The organism is Pseudomonas sp. GW821-FHT02B10 (assembly GCF_059421865.1).
Window position 1 is genome coordinate 207,689 of sequence record NZ_JBWKVU010000003.1, and the last position, 21,005, is coordinate 228,693.

Consider the following 21,005-nt stretch of genomic DNA (forward strand, 5'->3'; position numbering starts at 1 on the left):
GGACAGTTAATGAAAAAGCGTTTGTTTATCCTCAGCCAGTACCTGCTGCCTCACCACCTGCTGTCGCGCCTGGCCGGCTGCATTGCCGAGTGCCGCGTGCGCTGGTTCAAGAATGCCTTCACCGCCTGGTTCGCCAAGCGTTATCAGGTGGACATGTCTCAAGCGCTGGTGGAAGACCTGACCGCCTATGAGCACTTCAACGCCTTCTTCACCCGCGCGTTGAAAGACGGTGCCCGCCCGCTGGACCAGACCCCGGGCGCGATCCTCAGCCCAGCCGACGGCGCGGTCAGCCAGCTTGGCCCGATCGAGCACGGTCGAGTATTCCAGGCCAAGGGCCACAGCTTCAGCGTGCTGGAACTGCTGGGTGGCGACTCGGCCCTGGCAGCCCCGTTCATGGGCGGCGATTTCGCCACCATCTACCTGTCGCCGAAGGACTACCACCGCGTGCACATGCCGCTGGCCGGCACCCTGCGGGAAATGGTCTACGTGCCGGGACGGATCTTCTCGGTCAACCAGACCACCGCGGAAAACGTGCCGGAGCTGTTCGCCCGCAACGAGCGCGTGGTATGCGTTTTCGATACCGAGCGCGGCCCGATGGCCGTGGTCCTGGTCGGCGCGATGATCGTGGCATCGATCGAAACCGTCTGGGCCGGCCTGGTGACTCCGCCCAAGCGCGAACTGAAGACCGTGCGCTACGACGAAGCCGCCCGTGCGCCGATCCACCTGGAAAAGGGCGCCGAATTAGGCCGCTTCAAGCTGGGTTCCACCGCGATCGTGCTGTTCGGGCCGGAGCAAGTGCAGTGGGCCGAAGAACTGGCGGCCGGCTCGCCAGTGCAGATGGGCCAGGGCATCGGCCTGGCCAAGGCCTGAGCCTTGGGCATAACAAGCCGGACATAAAAAAACGCCGCAGATCGCGGCGTTTTTTTTGCCTTGGATTCAGCTCAGAGCTGGCCGTCGCGATCGCGGAAGCCCAGCAGATAAAGCACGCCATCCAGGCCCAGGGTGGAAATCGCCTGCTTGGCCGACTGCTTGACCAGCGGCTTGGCGCGGAAGGCCACGCCCAGGCCGGCAATCGCCAGCATCGGCAGGTCGTTGGCGCCGTCGCCGACCGCGATGGTCTGCTCCAGGCGCAAACCTTCCTTGGCGGCCAGCTCGCGCAGCAGATCGGCCTTGCGCTGGGCGTCGACAATCGGCTCGACCGCGACACCGGTCACCTTGCCGTCGACCACTTCCAGCTCGTTGGCGAATACGTAGTCGATCCCCAGCTTGGCCTGCAGCTGCTTGGCGAAGTAGGTGAAGCCACCCGAGAGGATCGCGGTCTTGTAGCCCAGGCGCTTGAGTTCGGCGAACAGGGTCTCGGCACCTTCGGTCAGGCGCAGCGATGCGCCGATGGAGTCCAGCACCTTGATGTCCAGGCCCTGGAGCAAGGCCAGGCGCTCCTTGAAGCTGGCACGGAAGTCCAGCTCGCCGGCCATGGCCCGCTCGGTGATTTCCGCCACCCGGTCACCCACGCCGGCCGCCTTGGCCAGTTCATCGATGACTTCCGCCTCGATCAGCGTCGAGTCCATGTCGAACACCGCCAGGCGGCGGTTGCGACGGAACAGCGAGTCTTCCTGGAAGGCGATATCGACGTTCAACTCCTGGGCGACGCTGAGGAACTCGGCACGCAATGCCTGCGGATCGGCTGCTTCGCCCCGTACGGAGAACTCGATACAACCCTTGCCCTTGTCGGCCGGGGTGTCCAGCGGCATGCGCCCGGAGAGGCGATCGATGTGGTCGATGTTCAAGCCATACTTGGCGGTGATCGAACTGACGCGCTGCAACTGCTCGGCCGTGACCTTGCGGGTCAGCAAGGTGACGATATGGCGCTTCTTGCCCTGACCGCCGACCCACTGCTGGTAATCCTCTTCGGAAACCGGCGTGAAACGGACCTGCTGGTCCAGCTCATAGGCGGTGAACAGAATGTCCTTGAGCACCGACGAGCTCTGCTCGTTGTCCGGGATTTCAACCAGGATGCCGAACGACAGAGTGTCGTGAATCACCGCCTGACCGATGTCGAGAATGTTCACACCACCCTGGGCCAGAACGCCGGTAATGGCCGCAGTGAGACCCGGACGGTCTTCACCAGTGATGTTTATCAGGACGATTTCGCGCAAGGCGCACCCCCGCAGGTGGAAAAAAACCGCATTCTACCCACTTTCAGTGACCATCGGGCACAGCCAGCGCTTTGCCGGTCTAGGGCCTGTCGCTATACTGCGCCTCAACTTCACGGACAAAAGAGCCGAGCTCAGTGAACCGGCCCACGCCAGTTAAAACCGATAACTTCTTCCTGCTGATCTTCCGTGCACTGCGTCACCGCCGTGTACCGATTGCATTGCGCATTGCCAGCCATAACGTGATCCTGGTCGCCCTGGCCCTGGTGATCTATGCCTGCGTGATGGGCCTGCAATTCAAGCAGGCCATGCACGAACAAGCCGACGCCCTGGGTCAGAGCCTGACTACCCAGACCGCGACCTCGGCCACCGAGCTGTTGGTGTCCAACGACATCCTCAGCCTCAACGTGCTGCTGAATAACCTGACCAAAAACCCGCTGGTTGCCCACGCGGCGATCTACAGCGTGGACAACCGCATCCTCGCCGAAGCCGGTCAGCGCCCGAAAAGCAGCCTGCTGGGTGAAACCGAAGGCGTCTACCAGACCAAGATCACCTTCCAGGACGTAACCGCGGGCAACCTGCGCATCAGCCTGGACATGGAACAATTCCAGCAGCCGATGACCATCAGCCTGCAGAGCATGGGCATTCTCAGCGCGATCCTGCTGGCTTTGGCCCTGGCCTTGAGCCTGCGCCTGGGACGGCACATCTCCACACCGTTGATGCAACTGCGGGTCTGGCTGCGGGATATCGACGAAAACACCCCGGCTACCCAGCGCCAGGACGAGATTGGCGATCTGGCGCGCCAGCTGCACGCCAGCTTCGCCCCCGAGAAGGTCGAGCCGGAACCCGAACCGCAAGCCGAGATCGACGACACCGACTACGACGACAGCGAAGACGCGGAACCGACTTTTGAGGTGCGCAACCTGCGTGACCCGAGCTTCGATGAAAGCGCTCCGGTTGCCGGGCTCAAGCCCGCGCCACGGCACGTGATCAACGCCGAAGAGGACCTGGCCGACGATGAAGACCCGTTCGCCGACCTTCGCGACAGCTCGTCCACCGCGACCGCTGCCAAGCCGATCGTGAAACCCACGGTACCGGCACAGCCGCAGCACAGTGCGGTACTGGCCGTGCAACTGGGCGCCCAGGAGCAACTGCGCCGCCTGCCACGCGCCCGCCTGACGGAATTGCTGGAACGTTATCGCGACTGCCTCGACCAGGCCGCCTCGCTGTACCAGAGCGAACTGCACACCCTGAACGACGGCAGCACGCTGATGCTGTTCCACAGCGAAGACAGCGGCGACGACTACCTGACCAACGCCATCTGCTGTGGCGAGTTGCTGCGCGCCCTGGGCCACGCCCTGCAAATCGAAGTGGCCGACAGCGGCATCACCCTGCAGCTGCAACTGGGCCTGACCCTTGGCGAAGAGCTGTTCGGCCTGAGCCAGATCGACCTGCTGCTGACCGAGACCGCCCAGGACGCCCTGGCGCTGTCCCAGCACAGCCGCAACCTGCTGCTGGTCGAGCGCAAGATCAACGATGACGCTCTGATTCGTCAGCGCGCGCGCATCCGTCCGATCGCTAGCCCGGAAGGCGCCTGCTGCGTCGAACGCCTGATGGAGCCCTACCCATCGATGCTGGAACGGCAACTGGCGCGGATGCACGAGACCCGGGCCAAGCTCTAAGCCAGCCGCCCAACAAAAAGCCCGCAACGATGCGGGCTTTTTGTTGGGCGTTGATCGGGCTGACGCCATCGCGGGCAAGACTCGCACCTATCTGCTTCTGTAGGAGCGGCCGGTCGACGCTCGATTGCCCGCGATAGCAATCTGCAGAACACCGCAGAGCGCCCGAGCCACCGAACAACTCCCCAGAAACGACAAAGCCCGCTGATCAGCGGGCTTTGTCCTGGAACCGCAACACTCAGAAGCGGAACACTTCCATATCCGTGCGGATAGGCGTGGCCATTGGAATCTTCGGCTGCTTCTCCTGCTCGGCCGGCTTTGCCGCCGGCGCAGGCGCCGCCTTGCGGGGTACCTCGGCTACCGTAGGCTGGTTGGCCAGCGGCTTGAGGGCACCCGAGAGCTGCTCGGCCAAGCGTTGCAGCAATACGCCCTGGGCCTGGACCTGGGACGCGGTGGTACCCGCATGCTGCTCCTGCAGATGAACGATACGGTTGTCGCGAACCTGCCCACGGCGATCGATCAGGCGCCATTGCGCATCGAGAACCGCCGGTTGCGAGGCGCCCGAATCCAGGCGAGTGATCGACAGCAGCACCTGCACATCCGGAGTGAAACCGGTGCTCGCCGGCGCCAGCACTACACGCTGGCTATCCAGCTGGCCGGCGACCTGACGCAACAGCAACTGATCGATATCGGAAGACAGGCTACCGGCCCAGCGACCGTCGGTCGAAGCCTGCAGGCTGCCGTCGTTCTGACGTTGCAGCAAGGTTTCACGTTGCAGGTAGTCGGCAACCAGTACCGGCCCCAGCAACACGGCCATACCGGCGCTTTGTGCCGGTTGAGCTGGACTTCCGCTGTCCAGCTGATACAGCGACACCGGCTGGTGTACGCTGCAACCCGCCAGGCCAAGAACGCCAGCGAGCAAGAAAACAAGAGGAAGGCGCAGAGCAGTCATCATCCCATCCAGGTGGCGGCCACAAGGCTAGCCACAGTGTAAATACTCAAAATAACCCTGAATAACGCTCAGCCACGCCGGCGCTTGAAAGCGCATATCATCCGTGAATATGCGCCATGACTCCAGTGTTGTAGCGCCGATCTACCGGTTAAATCGCAGATCGGACGCTCTAACCCGCATCAATTGAGAGTTTCTACCAACAACGCATCCACTCGCTGGAAGCCTCGTGGCAACTTGTTACCCCGGCGACCGCGCTCGCCCTTGTAATGTTCGAGGTCATCGGCCTTGAGCGACAGGGTACGTTTTCCGGCCTGCAGCACCAGTGTCGCGCCTTCCGGCAGTACCGCGATATCGGTCACGTACTCCTCGCGACTGGCCACTCGCTCACCCGGAATCCCGATGATCTTGTTGCCCTTGCCTTTGCCCAGCTGCGGCAGGTCGCTGATCTTGAACACCAGCAAGCGCCCTTCGGTGGTCACCGAAGCCAGCCAGTTCTGTTCACGATCGCTCACCGGCCGCGGCAACAGCACCTTGGCGTTGTTCGGCAGGCTCAACAACGCCTTGCCGGCCTTGTTCTTGGCTTGCAGATCCTCGCCCTTGACCACGAAGCCGTAACCCGCGTCGGAGGCGATCACGTACAGCGCCTCATCGTCCGGCAGCAGTACGCATTCGAAACTGGCCCCAGGCGGTGGCGTCAGGCGTCCGGTCAGCGGCTCGCCCTGGCCACGGGCCGATGGCAGCGTATGCGCCGCCACCGAATAACTGCGCCCGGTGGAGTCGATAAACACCGCGAACTGATTGGAGCGCCCGATGGCCGAGGTCTTGAAGCCGTCGCCGGCCTTGTAGGACAGCCCCGTGGCGTCGATATCATGCCCTTTGGCGCAGCGTACCCAACCTTTTTCCGACAGAACGATGGTGACCGGCTCGGTCGGCATCAGCTCATTCTCCGACAGGGCCTTGGCCTCGGCGCGCTCGACGATCGGCGAACGACGGTCGTCGCCGTAGGTTTCGGCGTCCTGCAGCAATTCGGTGCGCACCAGCTTCTTCAGCTTGGCTTCGCTGTTGAGCAGGGCTTGCAGCTTGGCTTGCTCCTTGAGCAGTTCGTCCTGCTCGGCGCGCAGCTTCATCTCTTCCAGCCGCGCCAACTGACGCAGGCGGGTATCGAGGATGTAGTCGGCCTGCACTTCGCTCAGGGCGAAACGTTCGATCAGCTTGGCTCGCGGCTGGTCCTCGGTACGAATGATGTGGATCACTTCATCCAGGTTGAGGTAGGCGATCAGCAAGCCGTCCAACAGGTGCAGGCGGCGCTCGACCTTGTCCAGGCGGAACTGCAGGCGGCGGCGCACCGTCAGTACGCGGAACTCCAGCCACTCCACCAGCAGGGCGCGCAGGTTCTTCAGTTGCGGCTTGCCGTCCAGGCCGATGATGTTGACGTTGACCCGGTAGCTGGATTCCAGCTCGGTGGTGGCGAACAGATGCTGCATCAGCTCGTCGGGATCGACCCGGTTGGAGCGCGGAATGATCACGATCCGGCATGGGTGCTCGTGGTCCGACTCGTCGCGCAGGTCGGCGACCATCGGCAGCTTCTTGGCCTGCATCTGCGCGGCGATCTGTTCCAGCACCTTGGCGCCGGACACCTGGTGCGGCAGCGCGGTGACGATGATGTCGCCATCCTCGATGCGATAGACGGCACGCATGCGCACCGAACCGCGACCGGTTTCATAGATTTTCAGCAGGTCGGCGCGCGGCGTGATGATTTCCGCCTCGGTCGGATAGTCCGGGCCCTGAATGTGCTCGCAGAGCTGTTCGACCGTGGCCTTGGGCTCATCCAGCAGGCGCACGCAAGCGGTGGCGACTTCACGCAAGTTGTGAGGCGGCACGTCAGTGGCCATGCCCACGGCGATGCCAGTGGTGCCGTTGAGCAGGATATTCGGCAAACGTGCCGGCAATACCAGGGGTTCCTGCAGGGTACCGTCGAAGTTCGGCCCCCAGTCCGCAGTGCCCTGGCCCAGCTCGCTGAGCAGCACTTCGGAGTAACGCGACAGGCGCGCTTCGGTGTAACGCATGGCGGCGAAGGACTTGGGATCGTCCGGCGCACCCCAGTTACCCTGGCCGTCCACCAGCGTGTAGCGATAGCTGAAAGGCTGCGCCATCAGCACCATGGCTTCGTAGCAGGCCGAGTCGCCGTGGGGGTGGAATTTACCCAGCACGTCACCCACCGTACGGGCGGACTTCTTGTGCTTGGAGTCGGCATCCAGCCCCAGCTCACTCATGGCGTAGACGATACGCCGCTGTACCGGTTTCAGGCCGTCGCCGATATGCGGCAAAGCACGGTCCATGATCACGTACATGGAGTAGTTGAGGTAGGCATTTTCGGTGAAGTCAGCCAGCGATCGGCGTTCTACGCCATCCAGGCTGAGATCCAGGGAGTCGCTCATGCGGGCCTCATCAGTTCGTTGTCTGGCGCAGCAGCAAAGTGCCGCCGCGCTGGGTAAATTCAAGTTTTTTCAAAGCGCTCATGCCCAGCAACACCTGCTCGCCACCCAGGCCCGGCGCGACCAGCGCACGGACATCGCGCAGGACGATATCGCCCAGTTGCAGGTGGTCGAGGCGGGTTCGATAACCCTCGCTACGACCATTGGCGGTACTCAGGGTCACCGGTGCGCCCTTCTCCAGGCCAAGACGCTCGGCCAGCCCGGACGGGATCGACACATCGGTCGCTCCGGTATCGAGCATGAAACTCACCGGCTGGCCGTTGATCTGGCCGCTGGCGACGAAATGCCCCTGGCCGTTGCCAACCAGTTTCACTTCGATGTAACCCTCATGTTGTTGCGAAGTGACGACAGCATTGGGGTTCTCCTGACGCTGTTCCCACTCGCCAAAAAACCGTGTCGCCAAGAACAGGCCGGCGCCCCAGGCCAGCACCAGCAGCACGCGCCCGGCACGTTTGCCCGGTGGCTGCTGGCTCACGGCTTGGCACTCCAACCGCCCTCGGGCGCGGCGAAGCGCCAGACGATTGGGCGTTTTTCACCGTCGGCACGGGCTCCGGTGTTGTTATCCACACCGATCCAGGCGCCGTCGGCATCCACCACCAGGGCCTCGGTCAGGCCATAGGCCTGTGGATAACGCCGGTTTTCCTGCAACGCCTCGGCGGCAAACGACCAGCAACGCTCGACCTTGGCCGTCGACGCATCACGACGACAGACCTGGAACGCATTGCGCTCGAGGGTGAACAACTTGCCCTCGAACAGCGAAAGGTCGGCGAAATCCCGGGACACCGCCTTGGCCTTGGGCATCTGTGGTGGCTGCATTTCCAACCCGGCCTCGCTGAGCAGCACACAGCCGCCGTCGCAATCCCAGACGCTCTGCTGGCGCTTGATCAACAGCAGCCCGCGGCGCTCGCGCTCGGCGGCCAGCCAGATCCGGTCACCGGCCGGGTTGACCGCCAGGCCTTCGAACAAGGCATTGAAGTGCAGCAACATACCGCTGGCCCGCGCTTCGCGCACCATGATCGGCGAAATCTTCAGCCAGGCGGCCGAACCCGTCGGCGGCAGCTGCAACACTGCCGCATGGGACTCGCTGACCACATACTTGTTGCCGGCGCTGTCGCAGGTAATGCCCTCGAAATCCAGGTCGCCGCCGCGCACGAACGACGCGACCCAGGTGCAAGAGTTCAAGCCCCAGGGCAAACCGCTGTCCGGCACCGGCGGCACGTCGATACGCACGGTTTCGGCCTGCCAGACGCGGTCGCTGGTATCGAGCCGATAGATCTGATCGTCGTCGCGGTCAGAGACCGTCCACAGCTCCTTGCCGCACAACGCCAGCCCCGACAGGTTGCCGCCACGCATGCCGTCCACCGGATGCTCGGCCAGCAGCCTCAACTCGGGCAAGGGGTCGGCCATCGCCGAGGTTGCCAATAGCAGTAACGCCAGGGCAAAGCCTCTGCGCATCAGGCCAGAACCTCGGCCAGGTTGCCCTTGGACTCCAGCCAGCTCTTGCGATCGCCGGCGCGTTTCTTCGCCAGCAGCATGTCCATCATTTCCGAGGTCGCGGCGAAGTCTTCACCGAGGGTCAACTGCACCAGGCGCCGGGTGTTCGGGTCCATGGTGGTTTCGCGCAGTTGCGGCGGGTTCATTTCACCCAGGCCTTTGAATCGGGTGACCTGCGGCTTGCCCCGCTTCTTCTCGGCCACCAGGCGATCGAGAATGCCATCGCGCTCGGCTTCGTCGAGGGCGTAGTAGATCTCCTTGCCCAGGTCGATGCGGTACAGCGGCGGCATCGCCACATAGACGTGACCGGCGTCCACCAGCGGACGGAAATGCTGGACGAACAGCGCGCAGAGCAGCGTCGCGATGTGCAAGCCGTCGGAGTCGGCGTCGGCGAGGATGCAGATCTTGCCGTAGCGCAGCTGGCTCATGTCCTCGGCGCCCGGGTCGACCCCGATGGCCACGGCAATGTTGTGCACTTCCTGGCTGGCCAGGACTTCGCTGCCGTCGACTTCCCAGGTGTTGAGGATCTTGCCGCGCAGCGGCAGGATCGCCTGGAATTCCTTGTCCCGCGCCTGCTTGGCCGAACCGCCGGCGGAATCACCCTCCACCAGGAACAGCTCGGAACGCATCGGGTCCTGGCCGGCGCAATCCGCCAGTTTGCCGGGCAATGCCGGGCCCTGGGTGATGCGCTTGCGCTCGACCTTCTTGCTGGCCTTGAGGCGACGGCCGGCGTTGCTGATGGCCAGCTCCGCCAGTTGCATGCCCAGTTCCGGGTTGGCGTTGAGCCACAGGCTGAACGCGTCCTTGACCACGCCCGAAACGAAGGCGGCCGCCTCACGGGACGACAGGCGTTCCTTGGTCTGGCCGGAGAACTGCGCGTCCTGCATCTTCATCGACAGAACGAAGGCGATGCGCTCCCAGACGTCTTCCGGTGCCAGCTTCAGGCCACGCGGCAGCAGGTTGCGGAATTCGCAGAACTCGCGCATGGCGTCCAGCAGGCCCTGGCGCAAACCGTTGACGTGGGTACCGCCCTGGGCGGTCGGGATCAGGTTGACGTAGCTTTCCTGCACGCTGTCGCCGCCTTCCGGCAACCACAGCAGGGCCCAGTCCACCGCTTCCTTGTTACCGGCCAGGCTGCCGCAGAAAGGCTCGGCCGGCAGGCGTTCGAATTCGCTGACCGCGTCCACCAGATAGGAGCGCAGGCCGTCTTCGTAATGCCACTCGACCTTCTCGCCGGTGCCTTTGTCTTCGAAGCTGACCAGCAGCCCCGGGCACAACACGGCCTTGGCCTTGAGCACATGCTTGAGGCGGCTGACGGAGAATTTCGGCGAATCGAAGTATTTCGGATCCGGGGCGAAGTACACGCTGGTCCCGGTATTGCGCTTGCCGACGCTGCCGACCACTTCCAGTTCGGTGGCCTTGAAGCCGTCGGCGAAGGTCATCTGGTATTCGTTGCCATCACGCTTGACCCGCACCCGTACCTGGTTCGACAAGGCGTTGACCACGGAAATACCCACCCCGTGCAGACCGCCGGAGAACTGGTAGTTCTTGTTGGAGAACTTGCCGCCCGCATGGAGCTTGGTGAGGATCAGCTCGACACCGGACACGCCCTCTTCCGGGTGAATGTCCACCGGCATGCCGCGACCGTCATCGGACACTTCCAGGGAATGGTCGGCATGCAGGATGACCTGGATCGACTTCGCGTGCCCCGCCAGGGCTTCGTCGACACTGTTGTCGATGACTTCCTGGGCGAGGTGGTTCGGCCGGGTGGTATCGGTGTACATGCCCGGGCGTTTGCGCACCGGGTCGAGGCCCGAGAGGACTTCGATGGCGTCTGCGTTATAAGAGCTAGCGCTGGGAGTGGCCATGGGGTCTCGTCGTTAGTCGTTCAATGAAATAGAAGCGAGGGTTCACAGCGAGGTGAAATCGATCGCCTGGTACTGATCCGGGCCGATGCCGGCAAAATTCAACAACGCCGGCAATTGTCCGGCAAAACCCTGGAAACTATGGTCGCCGCCGGCCTGGATGCGCAAGGCACAGGCTCGGTAATACAGCTGGGCGCTGCGATAGTCCAGCGTCTCGTCACCTGTCTGCAGCCAGACCTGGAACCGCTGCGGGTCCTGGGGCGCCGGCACTTCCAGCTCGGCCAGGGCCGTCACGTGGTCGTGGGTCAATTCCCAGGTTTCCCCGGTATAGAGGTTGGTCTGCGTGCCCAGAAAGCCGTCGAACATCCGGTGCGGACTGACCGCGGGGTTGATCAGCAGGGCTTTCAGGCCGTGACGTTCGGCAAGGTGAGTCGCATAGTAGCCGCCGAGAGAGCTGCCGACCAGCAGCGGCCGTCCGAGTTCGGCAATCGCCTGTTCCAACTGGCCAATGGCCTCGCGTGGATGATGATGCAAGGCCGGCACCCGCAGCTGTTCACCGCGGCCGATCGCCTCCATGACAGCGATTAGCTGGCTGGCTTTCTTCGACGCCGGTGCGCTGTTGAAGCCGTGGATATACAGGATCGAACCGGACATGCGCACTCCCTTTGCATCGTGCAAAAAGGCGCAGTTTACAGGGTGTATCGCCGCTTGACTTGTGTTCAGGTGTATCCCTTTGTCCTGCCGCCACCAACTGCGGCTCCGGGCCGGAATCAGTAGCCGTCGCTGCCGTAATCGACCTCAAAATCGAAGCCGGTGACCCGCTCGACACCGGTTTCCAGGCGCCCGTCGGGCAACAGGCGCAGCCAGCGATACCCCGGCGCGGTCTCGCCGACCTTGAAATCCTCGCTGCCCGGTTCGAACTGGATGCAGGTCGAGGGCGACGCCAGCAGGCGCAAAGGCCCCTGCTGACGGTCGATTTCCTGATGCACATGACCCCAGAGCAGCGCGCGCGCCTGCGGAAAACGCTCCAGCACGGCGAACAGCGCATGCGGATTGCGCAGCCCGATGGGCTCCATCCAGGCGCACCCGATGGAGACTGGATGATGGTGCAGGCATACCAGGTGATAGCGTTCGGGGGCTTCGCTCAGGGCACTGGCGAGCAGCTGCAATTGATCGTCCTGCAGATAGCCCGGCACCGAACCGGGTACGGCCGAATCGAGCAGGGTGATCCGCCAGTTGCCGATGTCCACCACCGGCGCCAGCAACGAACTCTGGGTCGCCGCCTGCGCCATGATTTGCGGCTCGTCGTGGTTACCGGGAATCCAGCGCGCCGGCGCCGGAATCTGCCGGGTCATGTCACGAAACAGCTGATAGGACTGCAGCGTACCGTCCTGGGACAAATCGCCCGTGGCCAGCATCAGGTCGATCCGCGGTTGCTGTTCCAGCACCAGGTCGATCACCCGCTGCAGGCTGTCGCGGGTATTCATGCCCAACAGCGTGCCGTCCGCTTCGGCGAACAGATGGCTGTCGGACAACTGCACCAGCAACACGGGATCGTCGGTGGTCAGAGTGGATACGCTCGGCAAGGCAGCCTCCCAGGGCGTGTCACGGGAAGTGAGGAATGGGGGCAATTATGCTGGGGGAAATTCAAAAGAGGAAACCGGCGAACCGGACGCAGTTCACATCTACCGCACGGCCTCGAACTCATGACCGCAAGCCAGGCAGTGGCTCAGCCATTCACCGAGAAACACATTGAGCTGGGCCTTCTCGTCCGGCTGGTGCATGAAGGCATTCGGATACGGATAGATGCCACGAAAGCGCCGAGCGTGCTCGGCACTGATGACCTCGGCCATGCGCGCGTCGTGGTAGACCTGGACCTCCAGCTGCGGCACCGGCAGCCAGGGCAGGCTGTGCTCCTGACGCACCTGCAGGGTGGTGGTATAGGGGCAGGCCAGCAGCACCTCCAGCGCCAGCACGCCCAGCATCTGGTCGCCCTGGGTCACCGCGATCCGCCGCGCCACCGGCTGGTTGCGCATGTCGGGCAACAGGCGCATCAGCCGGGCATAGTTCGCCTCGCAGGACGCTTGCAGCCCCACGAGATCGACCCGATAGCGATCGCGCACTTTGTTTACGACCATAACCCCCTCACTTCAACGCGGTTCAAAGCCAGCCATTGCAAGGCAATAATGCTCGCCGCGTTGGAAATCCGCCCATCCCTTACCGCCTGCAGTGCGTCTTCGAAAGCCCAGACCGACACACGGATATCCTCCGCCTCTTCCTCCAATCCGTGCAGGCCACCGGCACCGCTGCTGTCGCAGCGCCCCAGGTACAGATGCACGAACTCGGTACTGCCCCCCGGCGACGGGAAATACTGGATCATCGGCCACAGCGCGGAGAATGTCAGTCCAGCTTCCTCCTGCGCCTCGCGGTGAGCAACTTCTTCCGGCTGCTCGTCCTTGTCGATCAGACCGGCGACCAGCTCGATCAACCAGGGGTTCGCGGTTTTCCCCATGGCGCCGGCGCGAAACTGCTCGATCAACACCACTTCATCACGTTGCGGATCGTATGGCAGCACGCAGACAGCATCATGCCGGACAAAGATTTCACGACTGATCTCGCGCCCCATGCCACCGGCGAACAGCTCGTGGCGCAGGTGCACACGGTCGAGCTGATAAAAACCCTGGAAGCATTTCTCGCGCCGAACGATTTCGACAGTGGTCGGCGTGGTGTTGGCAAAGTCCGTCATAGCAATCCTCGTTTCCTGCAATTCGATCCGAGGCTCCCCCTCGACATCGCGCCATCCTAACGCGCTGCTGACCGATGATGCAGCCCCTTTGCCATCAGCGGGATAGACGGCAAGGGGGCAAACCTAATCTAATTGCCTCTATTGAGCTTAGTGGCGAACTGATTGCCCCGCAGGCAGTCGAAGCCGGTAACTTTTGCCTACCTCTGGTTTATCAAGGACGCACATGTCGCTTCTTAAAATCGCCTCCGTGGCTTGCCTAGCCCTGACCCTGGGCGCCTGCCAAAGCCTGTTCCAACCCAGCAATCAAAAGCCCCTGCAAAGCACCAGCGACAAGTCGGAACAGATCAAGCCCGGCTGCAGCAATCAGGATTGCCCGCTGGTGAACATCGACACCGTGCACTTCGCCGACGAGCCGCAGCTGGATGCGCTGATTGAAAAGCGCCTGCTGCAGATGACCCGCACCACCGCGGACCAGGCCGTGCCAGCGACGCTGAGCGCCTATCGGGAGAAGTTCCTGCGCGAGGCCGACAGCCGCAACAGCATGTACCTGCAAGCCAAGGTACGCGAACAGCATGACGGCCTGGTGATCATCGAACTGGCCAGCTACCTGGATACCGGCGGCGCCCACGGCACGCCCGGTCGTGGTTTCATCAACTACTCGCGCGAGCTGCACAAGGAACTGACCCTGTCCGACATGCTGCGCCCGGGCCAGGAAGCCGCGTTCTGGAAAGCCGCCCAGGTGGCTCACAACAGCTGGCTGATCAGCACCAAGCTGGACCAGGAGCCGGAGTTCATCAAGAGCTGGCCGTTCCAGAAAACCCCGAACGTGGCGTTGACCTACGGCGGCGTGATCCTCAAGTACAACGTGTCGGTGATCGCGCCTTACGCGCTGGGCCACATCGAACTGAAGATCCCTTACAACCGCCTGAACGGCATTCTCAAGCCCGAGCTGTTTCCTGGCCGTGGCTGAAGGCCCATCCCAGCAGCCCCTGCAGCAGCCCTGCCAGCACCAGTGACGGCAGGGTTGCGCCAACATCCGGATAGAAGTTGGCCAGCAGGTGATAGGTGCTGACCCCGCCCAGCCAGGCCAGCAACGCCGGCCAGCGCCACCCCTCGGACAGTTCCTGTGCACTGCGCTTGCGCAGGATGAAGTGATCCACCAGCACCACGCCGAACAGCGGTGCGAACACCGAGCCGATCAGCAGCAGGAAGTTCTGATACTGAGCCAACGGCGCCAGGCAGGCGATCAGAGTGCAGAGCACGCCAATGGCCAAAGCCAGGTGCTCGACTTTCAGACGCAACAGAATGCCGCTGGAGACCGCGGCCGAATGGATATCGGCAAAGGCATTTTCCGACTCGTCCAGCAGGATCAGCAACAGCGGAATCCCCAGGCCCGCGCCAGCCAGGGCCAACAATAGAGCATTGACTTCGCCACTCGGCGCAAAGGCCAGGGTGTAGGCCACGCCCAGGCTCATCAGCCACAGATTGCCAATAAAGAAGCCCAGCGCCGTACCGCCAAAGACATTGCGCGCACGCTTGCCGAACCTTGAGTAGTCGGCGATCAGCGGCAGCCACGACAGCGGCATGGCGATCGCGATATCGAAGCCCACGCCGAGCGGCATGGAGCCGTCGCCGGCCCGGGCCCAGAGCGCGGCAAGATCGGCCTTGGCGAACAGGTTCCAGGTCAGCCACAGGCAGGCCGCCAACAGCAGCCAGATGCCCCACTTGCGTAGGATCTGGCGCACGAAGGCCAGCGGCCCGCTGACCGCGAGCAAAGTCGCCAGCGCGCCGAAAAACAGGGTCCAGAGCAAAGGACTGGCCAGCAGGCTGCCCTCGCTGAACGCACGAGTACCCAACAGGCTGGCGGCATCGCGCATGACGATGATCTCGAACGAGCCCCAGCCCACCAGTTGCAACAGGTTGAGCAACGCCGGCAGGCTCGCGCCGTACGTACCGAGGCTGAGCTTGAGCGCCGCCATGGACGACAGGCCAGTATCGCTGCCGATCACCCCGACTGCCGCGAGCAGCAAGACGCCGACCGCCGTACCGAGAAAGATCGCCAGCAAGGCACCGGACAGGCCCAGGCCTGGCGCCAGCAGCGCGCCGGTCTGCAACACCATCAGGCCGATGCCGAGGGAAAACCACAGGGAAAACAGATCGCGCGCGCCGAATACGCGCCTGTCGGCGGGGACCGCGAGATCGGGAGAGTAGGTGCTTCTGGATGTATTCAAGGGTGCATCTCGAAGGGACAGGGTTGGGAAACTATCCACACCCTGTAGGAGCGAGGCTTGCCCGCGATAGCGTCGTGTCAGTCACAATGCAATCGCGGGCAAGTCGGATCACCGCCCGCTCGCTCCTACGGGTGATGAGTGATCGCTTCTGGCGAAGCGATCACCAACGCAGGATCAAACCTTCTTGTACAGCTGGCTACCTTCCTGCTTGAAGCGCTCGGCCTGCTCCGCCAGTCCCTTGGCGACATCCACGTCCACCGCTTCGATGCGCTGGTTGGCCGCGTACTCACGGACCTCCTGGGTGATTTTCATCGAGCAGAACTTCGGCCCGCACATGGAGCAGAAGTGCGCGACCTTGGCCGAATCCTTGGGCAGGGTCTCGTCGTGGTAGGCGCGCGCGGTGTCCGGGTCGAGGCCGAGGTTGAACTGGTCTTCCCAACGGAATTCGAAACGCGCCTTGGACAGCGCGTTGTCACGGATCTGCGCGCCCGGGTGGCCTTTCGCGAGATCCGCAGCATGCGCGGCGATCTTGTAGGTGATGATCCCGGTCTTCACGTCATCCTTGTTCGGCAGGCCCAGGTGTTCCTTCGGCGTCACGTAACAGAGCATGGCGCAGCCGAACCAGCCGATCATCGCCGCGCCGATACCGGAGGTGATGTGGTCGTAGCCCGGGGCGATGTCGGTGGTCAGCGGGCCGAGGGTGTAGAACGGTGCCTCGTCGCAGCACTCCAGCTGCTTGTCCATGTTCTCTTTGATCAGTTGCATCGGCACGTGGCCGGGGCCTTCGATCATGCACTGCACGTCATGCTTCCAGGCGATCTTGGTCAGCTCGCCGAGGGTTTCCAGCTCGCCGAACTGCGCTTCGTCGTTGGCGTCGGCGATCGAGCCAGGACGCAGGCCGTCGCCCAGCGAGAAGCTGACGTCGTAGGCCTTCATGATTTCGCAGATTTCGTCGAAGTGGGTGTAGAGGAAGTTTTCCTTGTGATGCGCCAGGCACCACTTGGCCATGATCGAACCGCCGCGGGAGACGATGCCGGTCACGCGCTTGGCGGTCAGCGGCACATAGCGCAGCAGCACGCCGGCGTGGATGGTGAAGTAGTCGACGCCCTGCTCCGCCTGCTCGATCAAGGTGTCGCGAAACAGCTCCCAGGTCAGGTCTTCGGCCACGCCGTTGACCTTCTCCAGCGCCTGGTAGATCGGCACGGTACCGATCGGCACCGGCGAGTTGCGGATGATCCACTCGCGGGTTTCGTGGATGTGCTTGCCGGTGGACAGGTCCATGACGGTGTCCGAACCCCAGCGGATGCCCCAGGTGAGCTTCGCCACTTCTTCTTCGATGGACGAACCCAGGGCGCTGTTGCCGATGTTGCCGTTGATCTTCACCAGGAAGTTGCGGCCGATGATCATCGGTTCCAGTTCGACGTGGTTGATGTTGGCCGGAATGATCGCGCGACCGCGGGCGATTTCCTCACGGACGAACTCGGGGGTGATTTCTTTCGGGATGCTGGCGCCGAAGCTGTGGCCGGCGTGCTGTTGATCGAGCAGACCCGCAGCGCGAGCCTCTTGCAGCTTCATGTTTTCGCGGATGGCGACGTATTCCATCTCGGCGGTGATGATGCCCTTGCGCGCGTAGTGCATCTGGCTGACGTTGGCCCCGGCCTTGGCCCGGCGCGGGTTGTTGACGTGGGCGAAGCGCAGCTTGGTCAGCTCGGGATCGGCGAGGCGTTCCTGGCCGAAGTTGGAACTCAGGCCCGGCAGGCGCTCGGTGTCGCCACGGTCGTCGATCCAGGCCGAGCGCACATCGCCCAGACCTTTGCGCACGTCGATCACCACATTGGGGTCGGTGTAAGGGCCGGAGGTGTCATAGACGGTGACCGGCGCGTTGATCTCGCCGCCGAAGTCGGTGGGGGTCACGTCGAGGCTAATTTCGCGCATCGGCACGCGAATGTCCGGGCGCGAACCCTGGACATAGATCTTTTGCGAGCGGGTAAAGGGCTGAACCGACTGCTCATCGACCTTGGCCGATTCGCTAAGGTGGGTAGCGTTTTTTAATTTTGTAGTCATCACGGGCTCTCCAGACAGCATCCAGGCAGTGGATTTTTGTCGGAGCGAACCTGTAACGAACGGACGCAACCATGGCTGGAGCCAGAGGCGAAAACCAGCTGGTGCAGTGCTTGGTGCTCGAGGGGTGTTCGATTGTCGAACAACATCCCGGACGAAGCACAAGAGGACTCGCCGGGTGACGAGAAATCTTGTTCCCTACGCAGGCGCTAACCTGATCAGGTTCAACGGGATCCGGATTATCCGATCTCAGCCTCATAGCAAGGCACCCCGACAAGAACCCGGCCAGTCTAGACAAAGCCAGTGCAGAACGCCAACCCCACGGCAAACAGCATGATGAATGGCGTAAATGCAGGATTGTTGCCCTTCGCAGGCGCATCTACACTCGATGGGTTGCGTCGAACCTTGACGCTGCACAGGCCGAGACTTAGCCTTGGCGCCAGAATTATCCTCGTAATATCAACTCTAGGGATCGCCGAATGCTGCGCAAACTCTCACTGGCCATCGCCGTGTCTTGTGCGTCCAATGGAATGGCCTGGGCAGCAGAAGCGCCCCTGACCACCAAAACCGACCTGGTCAGCGTCTACCAGGAGGCGGTGGACAACAACGCCGACCTCGCCGCCGCCCGCGCCGATTACGACGCACGCAAAGAAGTGGTGCCACAGGCGCGCGCCGGTTTGCTGCCCAACCTCTCGGCCGGTGCCGACCTGAACAACACCCGGACCAAGTTCGACGAACCGTCGATGACCGCCACCCGCAGCGGCACCGTGTACCAGGCGACCCTGGCCCAGCCGATTTTCCGTGCCGACCGCTGGTTCCAGCTGCAGGCGGCCAAGGACGTCAACGAACAAGCCGCGCTGGAACTCTCGGCTACCGAGCAGAACCTGATCCTGCAAAGCGCCGAGAGCTATTTCTCAGTGCTGCGCGCCCAGGACAACCTGGCCTCGACCAAGGCCGAAGAGGCCGCCTTCAAGCGTCAGCTCGACCAGTCCAACGAACGCTTCGACGTCGGCCTGTCGGACAAGACCGACGTCCTGCAATCCCAGGCCAGCTACGACACCGCGCGGGCCAACCGGATCCTCGCCCAGCGCCAGGTCGATGACGCCTTCGAAGCCCTGATCACCCTGACCAACCGTCAGTACAACGCGATCCAGGGCATCGTCCACAGCCTGCCGGTGCTGGCGCCGGCCCCGAATGATGCCAAGGCCTGGGTCGATACCGCGGCCAAGCAGAACCTCAACCTGCTGGCCAGCAACTACGCAGTCAGCGCCGCCGAGGAAACCCTCAAGCAGCGCAAGGCCGGCCACGCCCCGACCCTCGACGCCGTGGCGCAATACAAAAAAGGCGACAACGACGCCCTCGGCTTCAGCAACCCGGCACCACTGGGCCAGCGTTACGGCAGTGACGTCGAACAACGCAGCATCGGCCTGCAACTGAGCATTCCGATCTACAGCGGCGGCCTGACCAGCTCCCAGGTCCGCGAGTCCTACTCGCGCCTGACCCAGAGCGAGCAGCGCCGTGAAGCCCTGCGGCGCCAGGTGGTGGAAAACACCCGCAACCTGCACCGCGCGGTGAACACCGATGTCGAGCAGGTCCAGGCCCGGCGCCAGTCGATCATCTCCAACCAGAGCGCTGTGGAAGCCACGGAAATCGGCTACCAGGTCGGTACGCGCAATATCGTCGACGTACTCGACGCCCAGCGCCAGCTGTACACCTCGGTGCGCAACTACAACAACAGCCGCTACGACTACATCCTCGACAACCTGCGCCTCAAGCAAGCCGCCGGCACCCTCAATCCGGGTGACTTGCAGGACCTGTCGCGCTACCTGAAAGCCGACTACAACCCGGACCGCGACTTCCTGCCGCCGGACCTGGCCAAGGCCGCGGCGGAACAGCTCAAGGCCCGGCCGGGGCAGTAACCTGTAGCCGCTGCCGCAGGCTGTGATCCTGTCCGCAGGACACGCAAAAAGGCCACCGCGATTCAATTGAATGGCGGTGGCCTTTTTTACGACTGTTCCGATCGATCGCAGCCTGCGGCAGCGGCTACAGCAAGCGATCCAACCCGTCGAGCAGGCGCTGCAGGGCGCCCTGGTTGCTGCGCATCACCCGCAGTCCGGCATCGGCCATCTTCTGCGCATCCCGGGGCAACTCGAACAGGCGCTGCACCGCCACCGCCAGGCCATGAGCATCATCCACTTCCTGCAGGGCGCCTGCCTCGCGCAGCATTGTCGCGATCTCCAGGAAGTTGAACAGGTGCGGCCCGCTCAGCACCGGCTTGGAAAGGGCCGCCGGCTCCAGCAGATTGTGCCCGCCATTGGGTACCAGGCTACCGCCGACAAAGGCGCTGTCCGCCAGGGCATAGAGAAACAGCAACTCGCCCATGGTGTCGCCCAGCAGCACCGAGGTGCTGGCGCTGACCGGCTCGGCGCTCGAGCGGCGAATAGTCTCAAAGCCCTGCTGCCGGCACAGCTCGAACACCGGATTGAAACGCTCCGGATGACGCGGCACCAGGATCAGCAAGGCATCCGGGTGGCTGGCCAGCAGTTGGCGATGAGCAGCCAGCACCACGGCGTCTTCGCCTTCATGGGTACTGGCGGCGATCCACACCGGGCGTTCGCCGGCTTGCCATTGCTCGCGCAGCTCGCTGGCGCGCACCAGCAGTTGCGGGTCGATGCTCAGGTCGAACTTGATCGAGCCCGTCACCTCGACTGTTTCCGGGCGCGCGCCCAGTTGACGAAAACGCTCGGCCTCGGCCTCGGTCTGCACCGCGAACAGGCTCATTTCAGCGAGCATCGGTGCGGTCAGCCTGGCAAAGCGCCCATAACCCCGGGCCGACCGCTCCGACAGCCGCCCATTGGCCAGCGCTACCGGAATCCCGCGCTTGGCGCACTGGTGAATGTGATTGGGCCACAGCTCGGTTTCCATGATCACCGCCAGCTTCGGCCGGACCCGATCGAGAAAACGCGCGGCGGCGCAAGGCAGGTCGTAAGGCAGGTAGCAGTGCTGAATGCGCGGCTCGTTGGCGAACAGCGCCTGGATACGTTCGGAGCCCGTGGGGGTCATGCAGGTGACCGTGATCGGCATCTGTGGATAACGCGCCAGCAAGGCACGGATCATCGGCGCGGCGGCAATGCTCTCGCCTACCGACACCGCGTGCACCCAGATCCCGCCCGGCTGCATTGCCGGCAGCCCCCAGGAAAAACGTTCGCCAATCCGCCTGGCATAAGCCGGCGCCTTGCGCGCCCGCAGCCACAGACGAATCGCCACCAATGGCAGCCCCAGGTAAAACAGCGCGGTGTAGAGAGTTCTATTCATGGCGGCGGAGTTTA

The 21,005-nt window shown here is 63.2% G+C and carries 17 protein-coding genes and 1 riboswitch; of the genes, 4 read left to right on the plus strand and 13 right to left on the minus strand.

The features are described from left to right. Window positions 1-9 precede the first annotated feature (9 nt). Window positions 10-870, plus strand: coding sequence for an archaetidylserine decarboxylase (asd, locus tag AC07VU_RS08400; protein ID WP_053259415.1), 861 nt, complete (start codon window positions 10-12; stop codon window positions 868-870). A gap of 71 nt (window positions 871-941) precedes the next feature. Here asd and serB read toward each other — a convergent pair whose 3' ends face one another. Further along, the gene (gene serB, locus AC07VU_RS08405) at window positions 942-2,156 is read right to left on the minus strand and encodes a phosphoserine phosphatase SerB (RefSeq protein ID WP_009041895.1); all 1,215 of its coding nucleotides are present in this window, start codon (window positions 2,154-2,156) and stop codon (window positions 942-944) included. Between the two features lie 134 nt (window positions 2,157-2,290). Here serB and AC07VU_RS08410 point away from each other — a divergent pair, with 134 nt between their 5' ends. Further along, on the plus strand, window positions 2,291-3,835 hold the full coding sequence (locus tag AC07VU_RS08410; RefSeq protein WP_007921413.1) for an AhpA/YtjB family protein: 1,545 nt from the start codon (window positions 2,291-2,293) through the stop codon (window positions 3,833-3,835). A gap of 235 nt (window positions 3,836-4,070) precedes the next feature. Here the strand turns inward: AC07VU_RS08410 and AC07VU_RS08415 are convergent, their stop codons facing one another. The 9 genes from AC07VU_RS08415 to AC07VU_RS08455 all read right to left on the minus strand — a co-directional run bounded on the left by AC07VU_RS08415 (window position 4,071) and on the right by AC07VU_RS08455 (window position 13,384). Then, window positions 4,071-4,784 carry a PqiC family protein gene (locus AC07VU_RS08415; RefSeq protein WP_007921414.1) on the minus strand — a complete coding sequence of 238 codons (714 nt, stop codon included), beginning with the start codon at window positions 4,782-4,784 and terminating at the stop codon, window positions 4,071-4,073. Between the two features lie 179 nt (window positions 4,785-4,963). Continuing rightward, window positions 4,964-7,222, minus strand: a complete 2,259-nt coding sequence (gene parC / locus AC07VU_RS08420) for a DNA topoisomerase IV subunit A (protein WP_009041892.1) — start codon at window positions 7,220-7,222, stop codon at window positions 4,964-4,966. A 10-nt stretch (window positions 7,223-7,232) separates the two neighbouring features. Further along, entirely contained in the window at window positions 7,233-7,754 is a 522-nt protein-coding gene (locus AC07VU_RS08425) for a retropepsin-like aspartic protease family protein (RefSeq protein ID WP_274305354.1), read from the minus strand. Continuing rightward, on the minus strand, window positions 7,751-8,734 hold the full coding sequence (locus AC07VU_RS08430; RefSeq protein ID WP_495029725.1) for an esterase-like activity of phytase family protein: 984 nt from the start codon (window positions 8,732-8,734) through the stop codon (window positions 7,751-7,753). Before AC07VU_RS08430 ends, AC07VU_RS08425 begins: the two co-directional genes overlap by 4 nt. Next, on the minus strand, window positions 8,734-10,641 hold the full coding sequence (gene parE / locus AC07VU_RS08435; RefSeq protein WP_007921422.1) for a DNA topoisomerase IV subunit B: 1,908 nt from the start codon (window positions 10,639-10,641) through the stop codon (window positions 8,734-8,736). Before parE ends, AC07VU_RS08430 begins: the two co-directional genes overlap by 1 nt. 42 nt (window positions 10,642-10,683) lie before the next feature. Next, a complete protein-coding gene (locus AC07VU_RS08440; RefSeq protein WP_007921424.1) occupies window positions 10,684-11,292 on the minus strand; it encodes a YqiA/YcfP family alpha/beta fold hydrolase in 609 nt (202 codons plus the stop codon). 116 nt (window positions 11,293-11,408) lie between these two features. Then, window positions 11,409-12,224: a 3',5'-cyclic-AMP phosphodiesterase gene (cpdA, locus tag AC07VU_RS08445; protein WP_274305353.1), complete on the minus strand. Its 816-nt coding sequence runs from the start codon at window positions 12,222-12,224 to the stop codon at window positions 11,409-11,411. Between the two features lie 99 nt (window positions 12,225-12,323). Then, window positions 12,324-12,776 carry a DUF1249 domain-containing protein gene (locus AC07VU_RS08450; RefSeq protein ID WP_007921426.1) on the minus strand — a complete coding sequence of 151 codons (453 nt, stop codon included), beginning with the start codon at window positions 12,774-12,776 and terminating at the stop codon, window positions 12,324-12,326. Continuing rightward, window positions 12,767-13,384, minus strand: coding sequence for an NUDIX domain-containing protein (locus tag AC07VU_RS08455; protein WP_274305352.1), 618 nt, complete (start codon window positions 13,382-13,384; stop codon window positions 12,767-12,769). The genes AC07VU_RS08450 and AC07VU_RS08455 overlap by 10 nt, the downstream gene beginning before the upstream one ends. Before the next feature lie 223 nt (window positions 13,385-13,607). Between AC07VU_RS08455 and AC07VU_RS08460 the strand changes: the two genes are divergently transcribed. After that, window positions 13,608-14,354, plus strand: a complete 747-nt coding sequence (locus tag AC07VU_RS08460) for an RsiV family protein (protein ID WP_274305351.1) — start codon at window positions 13,608-13,610, stop codon at window positions 14,352-14,354. On the opposite strand, the gene cytX is transcribed toward AC07VU_RS08460, so the two are convergent. Then, window positions 14,323-15,615 carry a putative hydroxymethylpyrimidine transporter CytX gene (gene cytX / locus AC07VU_RS08465; protein WP_274305350.1) on the minus strand — a complete coding sequence of 431 codons (1,293 nt, stop codon included), beginning with the start codon at window positions 15,613-15,615 and terminating at the stop codon, window positions 14,323-14,325. The genes AC07VU_RS08460 and cytX overlap by 32 nt on opposite strands. A gap of 174 nt (window positions 15,616-15,789) precedes the next feature. Further along, window positions 15,790-17,679 (minus strand): phosphomethylpyrimidine synthase ThiC, encoded by a 1,890-nt coding sequence (gene thiC, locus AC07VU_RS08470; RefSeq protein WP_087089871.1) that lies wholly within the window; start codon window positions 17,677-17,679, stop codon window positions 15,790-15,792. Window positions 17,680-17,854: 175 nt separating this feature from the next. Then, window positions 17,855-17,959, minus strand: a riboswitch (TPP riboswitch). Between the two features lie 196 nt (window positions 17,960-18,155). On the opposite strand from thiC, the gene AC07VU_RS08475 reads away from it, so the two are divergent. Next, the gene (locus AC07VU_RS08475) at window positions 18,156-19,595 is read left to right on the plus strand and encodes a TolC family outer membrane protein (RefSeq protein ID WP_009041884.1); all 1,440 of its coding nucleotides are present in this window, start codon (window positions 18,156-18,158) and stop codon (window positions 19,593-19,595) included. 124 nt (window positions 19,596-19,719) lie between these two features. Here AC07VU_RS08475 and waaA read toward each other — a convergent pair whose 3' ends face one another. Further along, the gene (gene waaA, locus AC07VU_RS08480) at window positions 19,720-20,991 is read right to left on the minus strand and encodes a lipid IV(A) 3-deoxy-D-manno-octulosonic acid transferase (protein WP_495029726.1); all 1,272 of its coding nucleotides are present in this window, start codon (window positions 20,989-20,991) and stop codon (window positions 19,720-19,722) included. Window positions 20,992-21,005 lie beyond the last annotated feature (14 nt).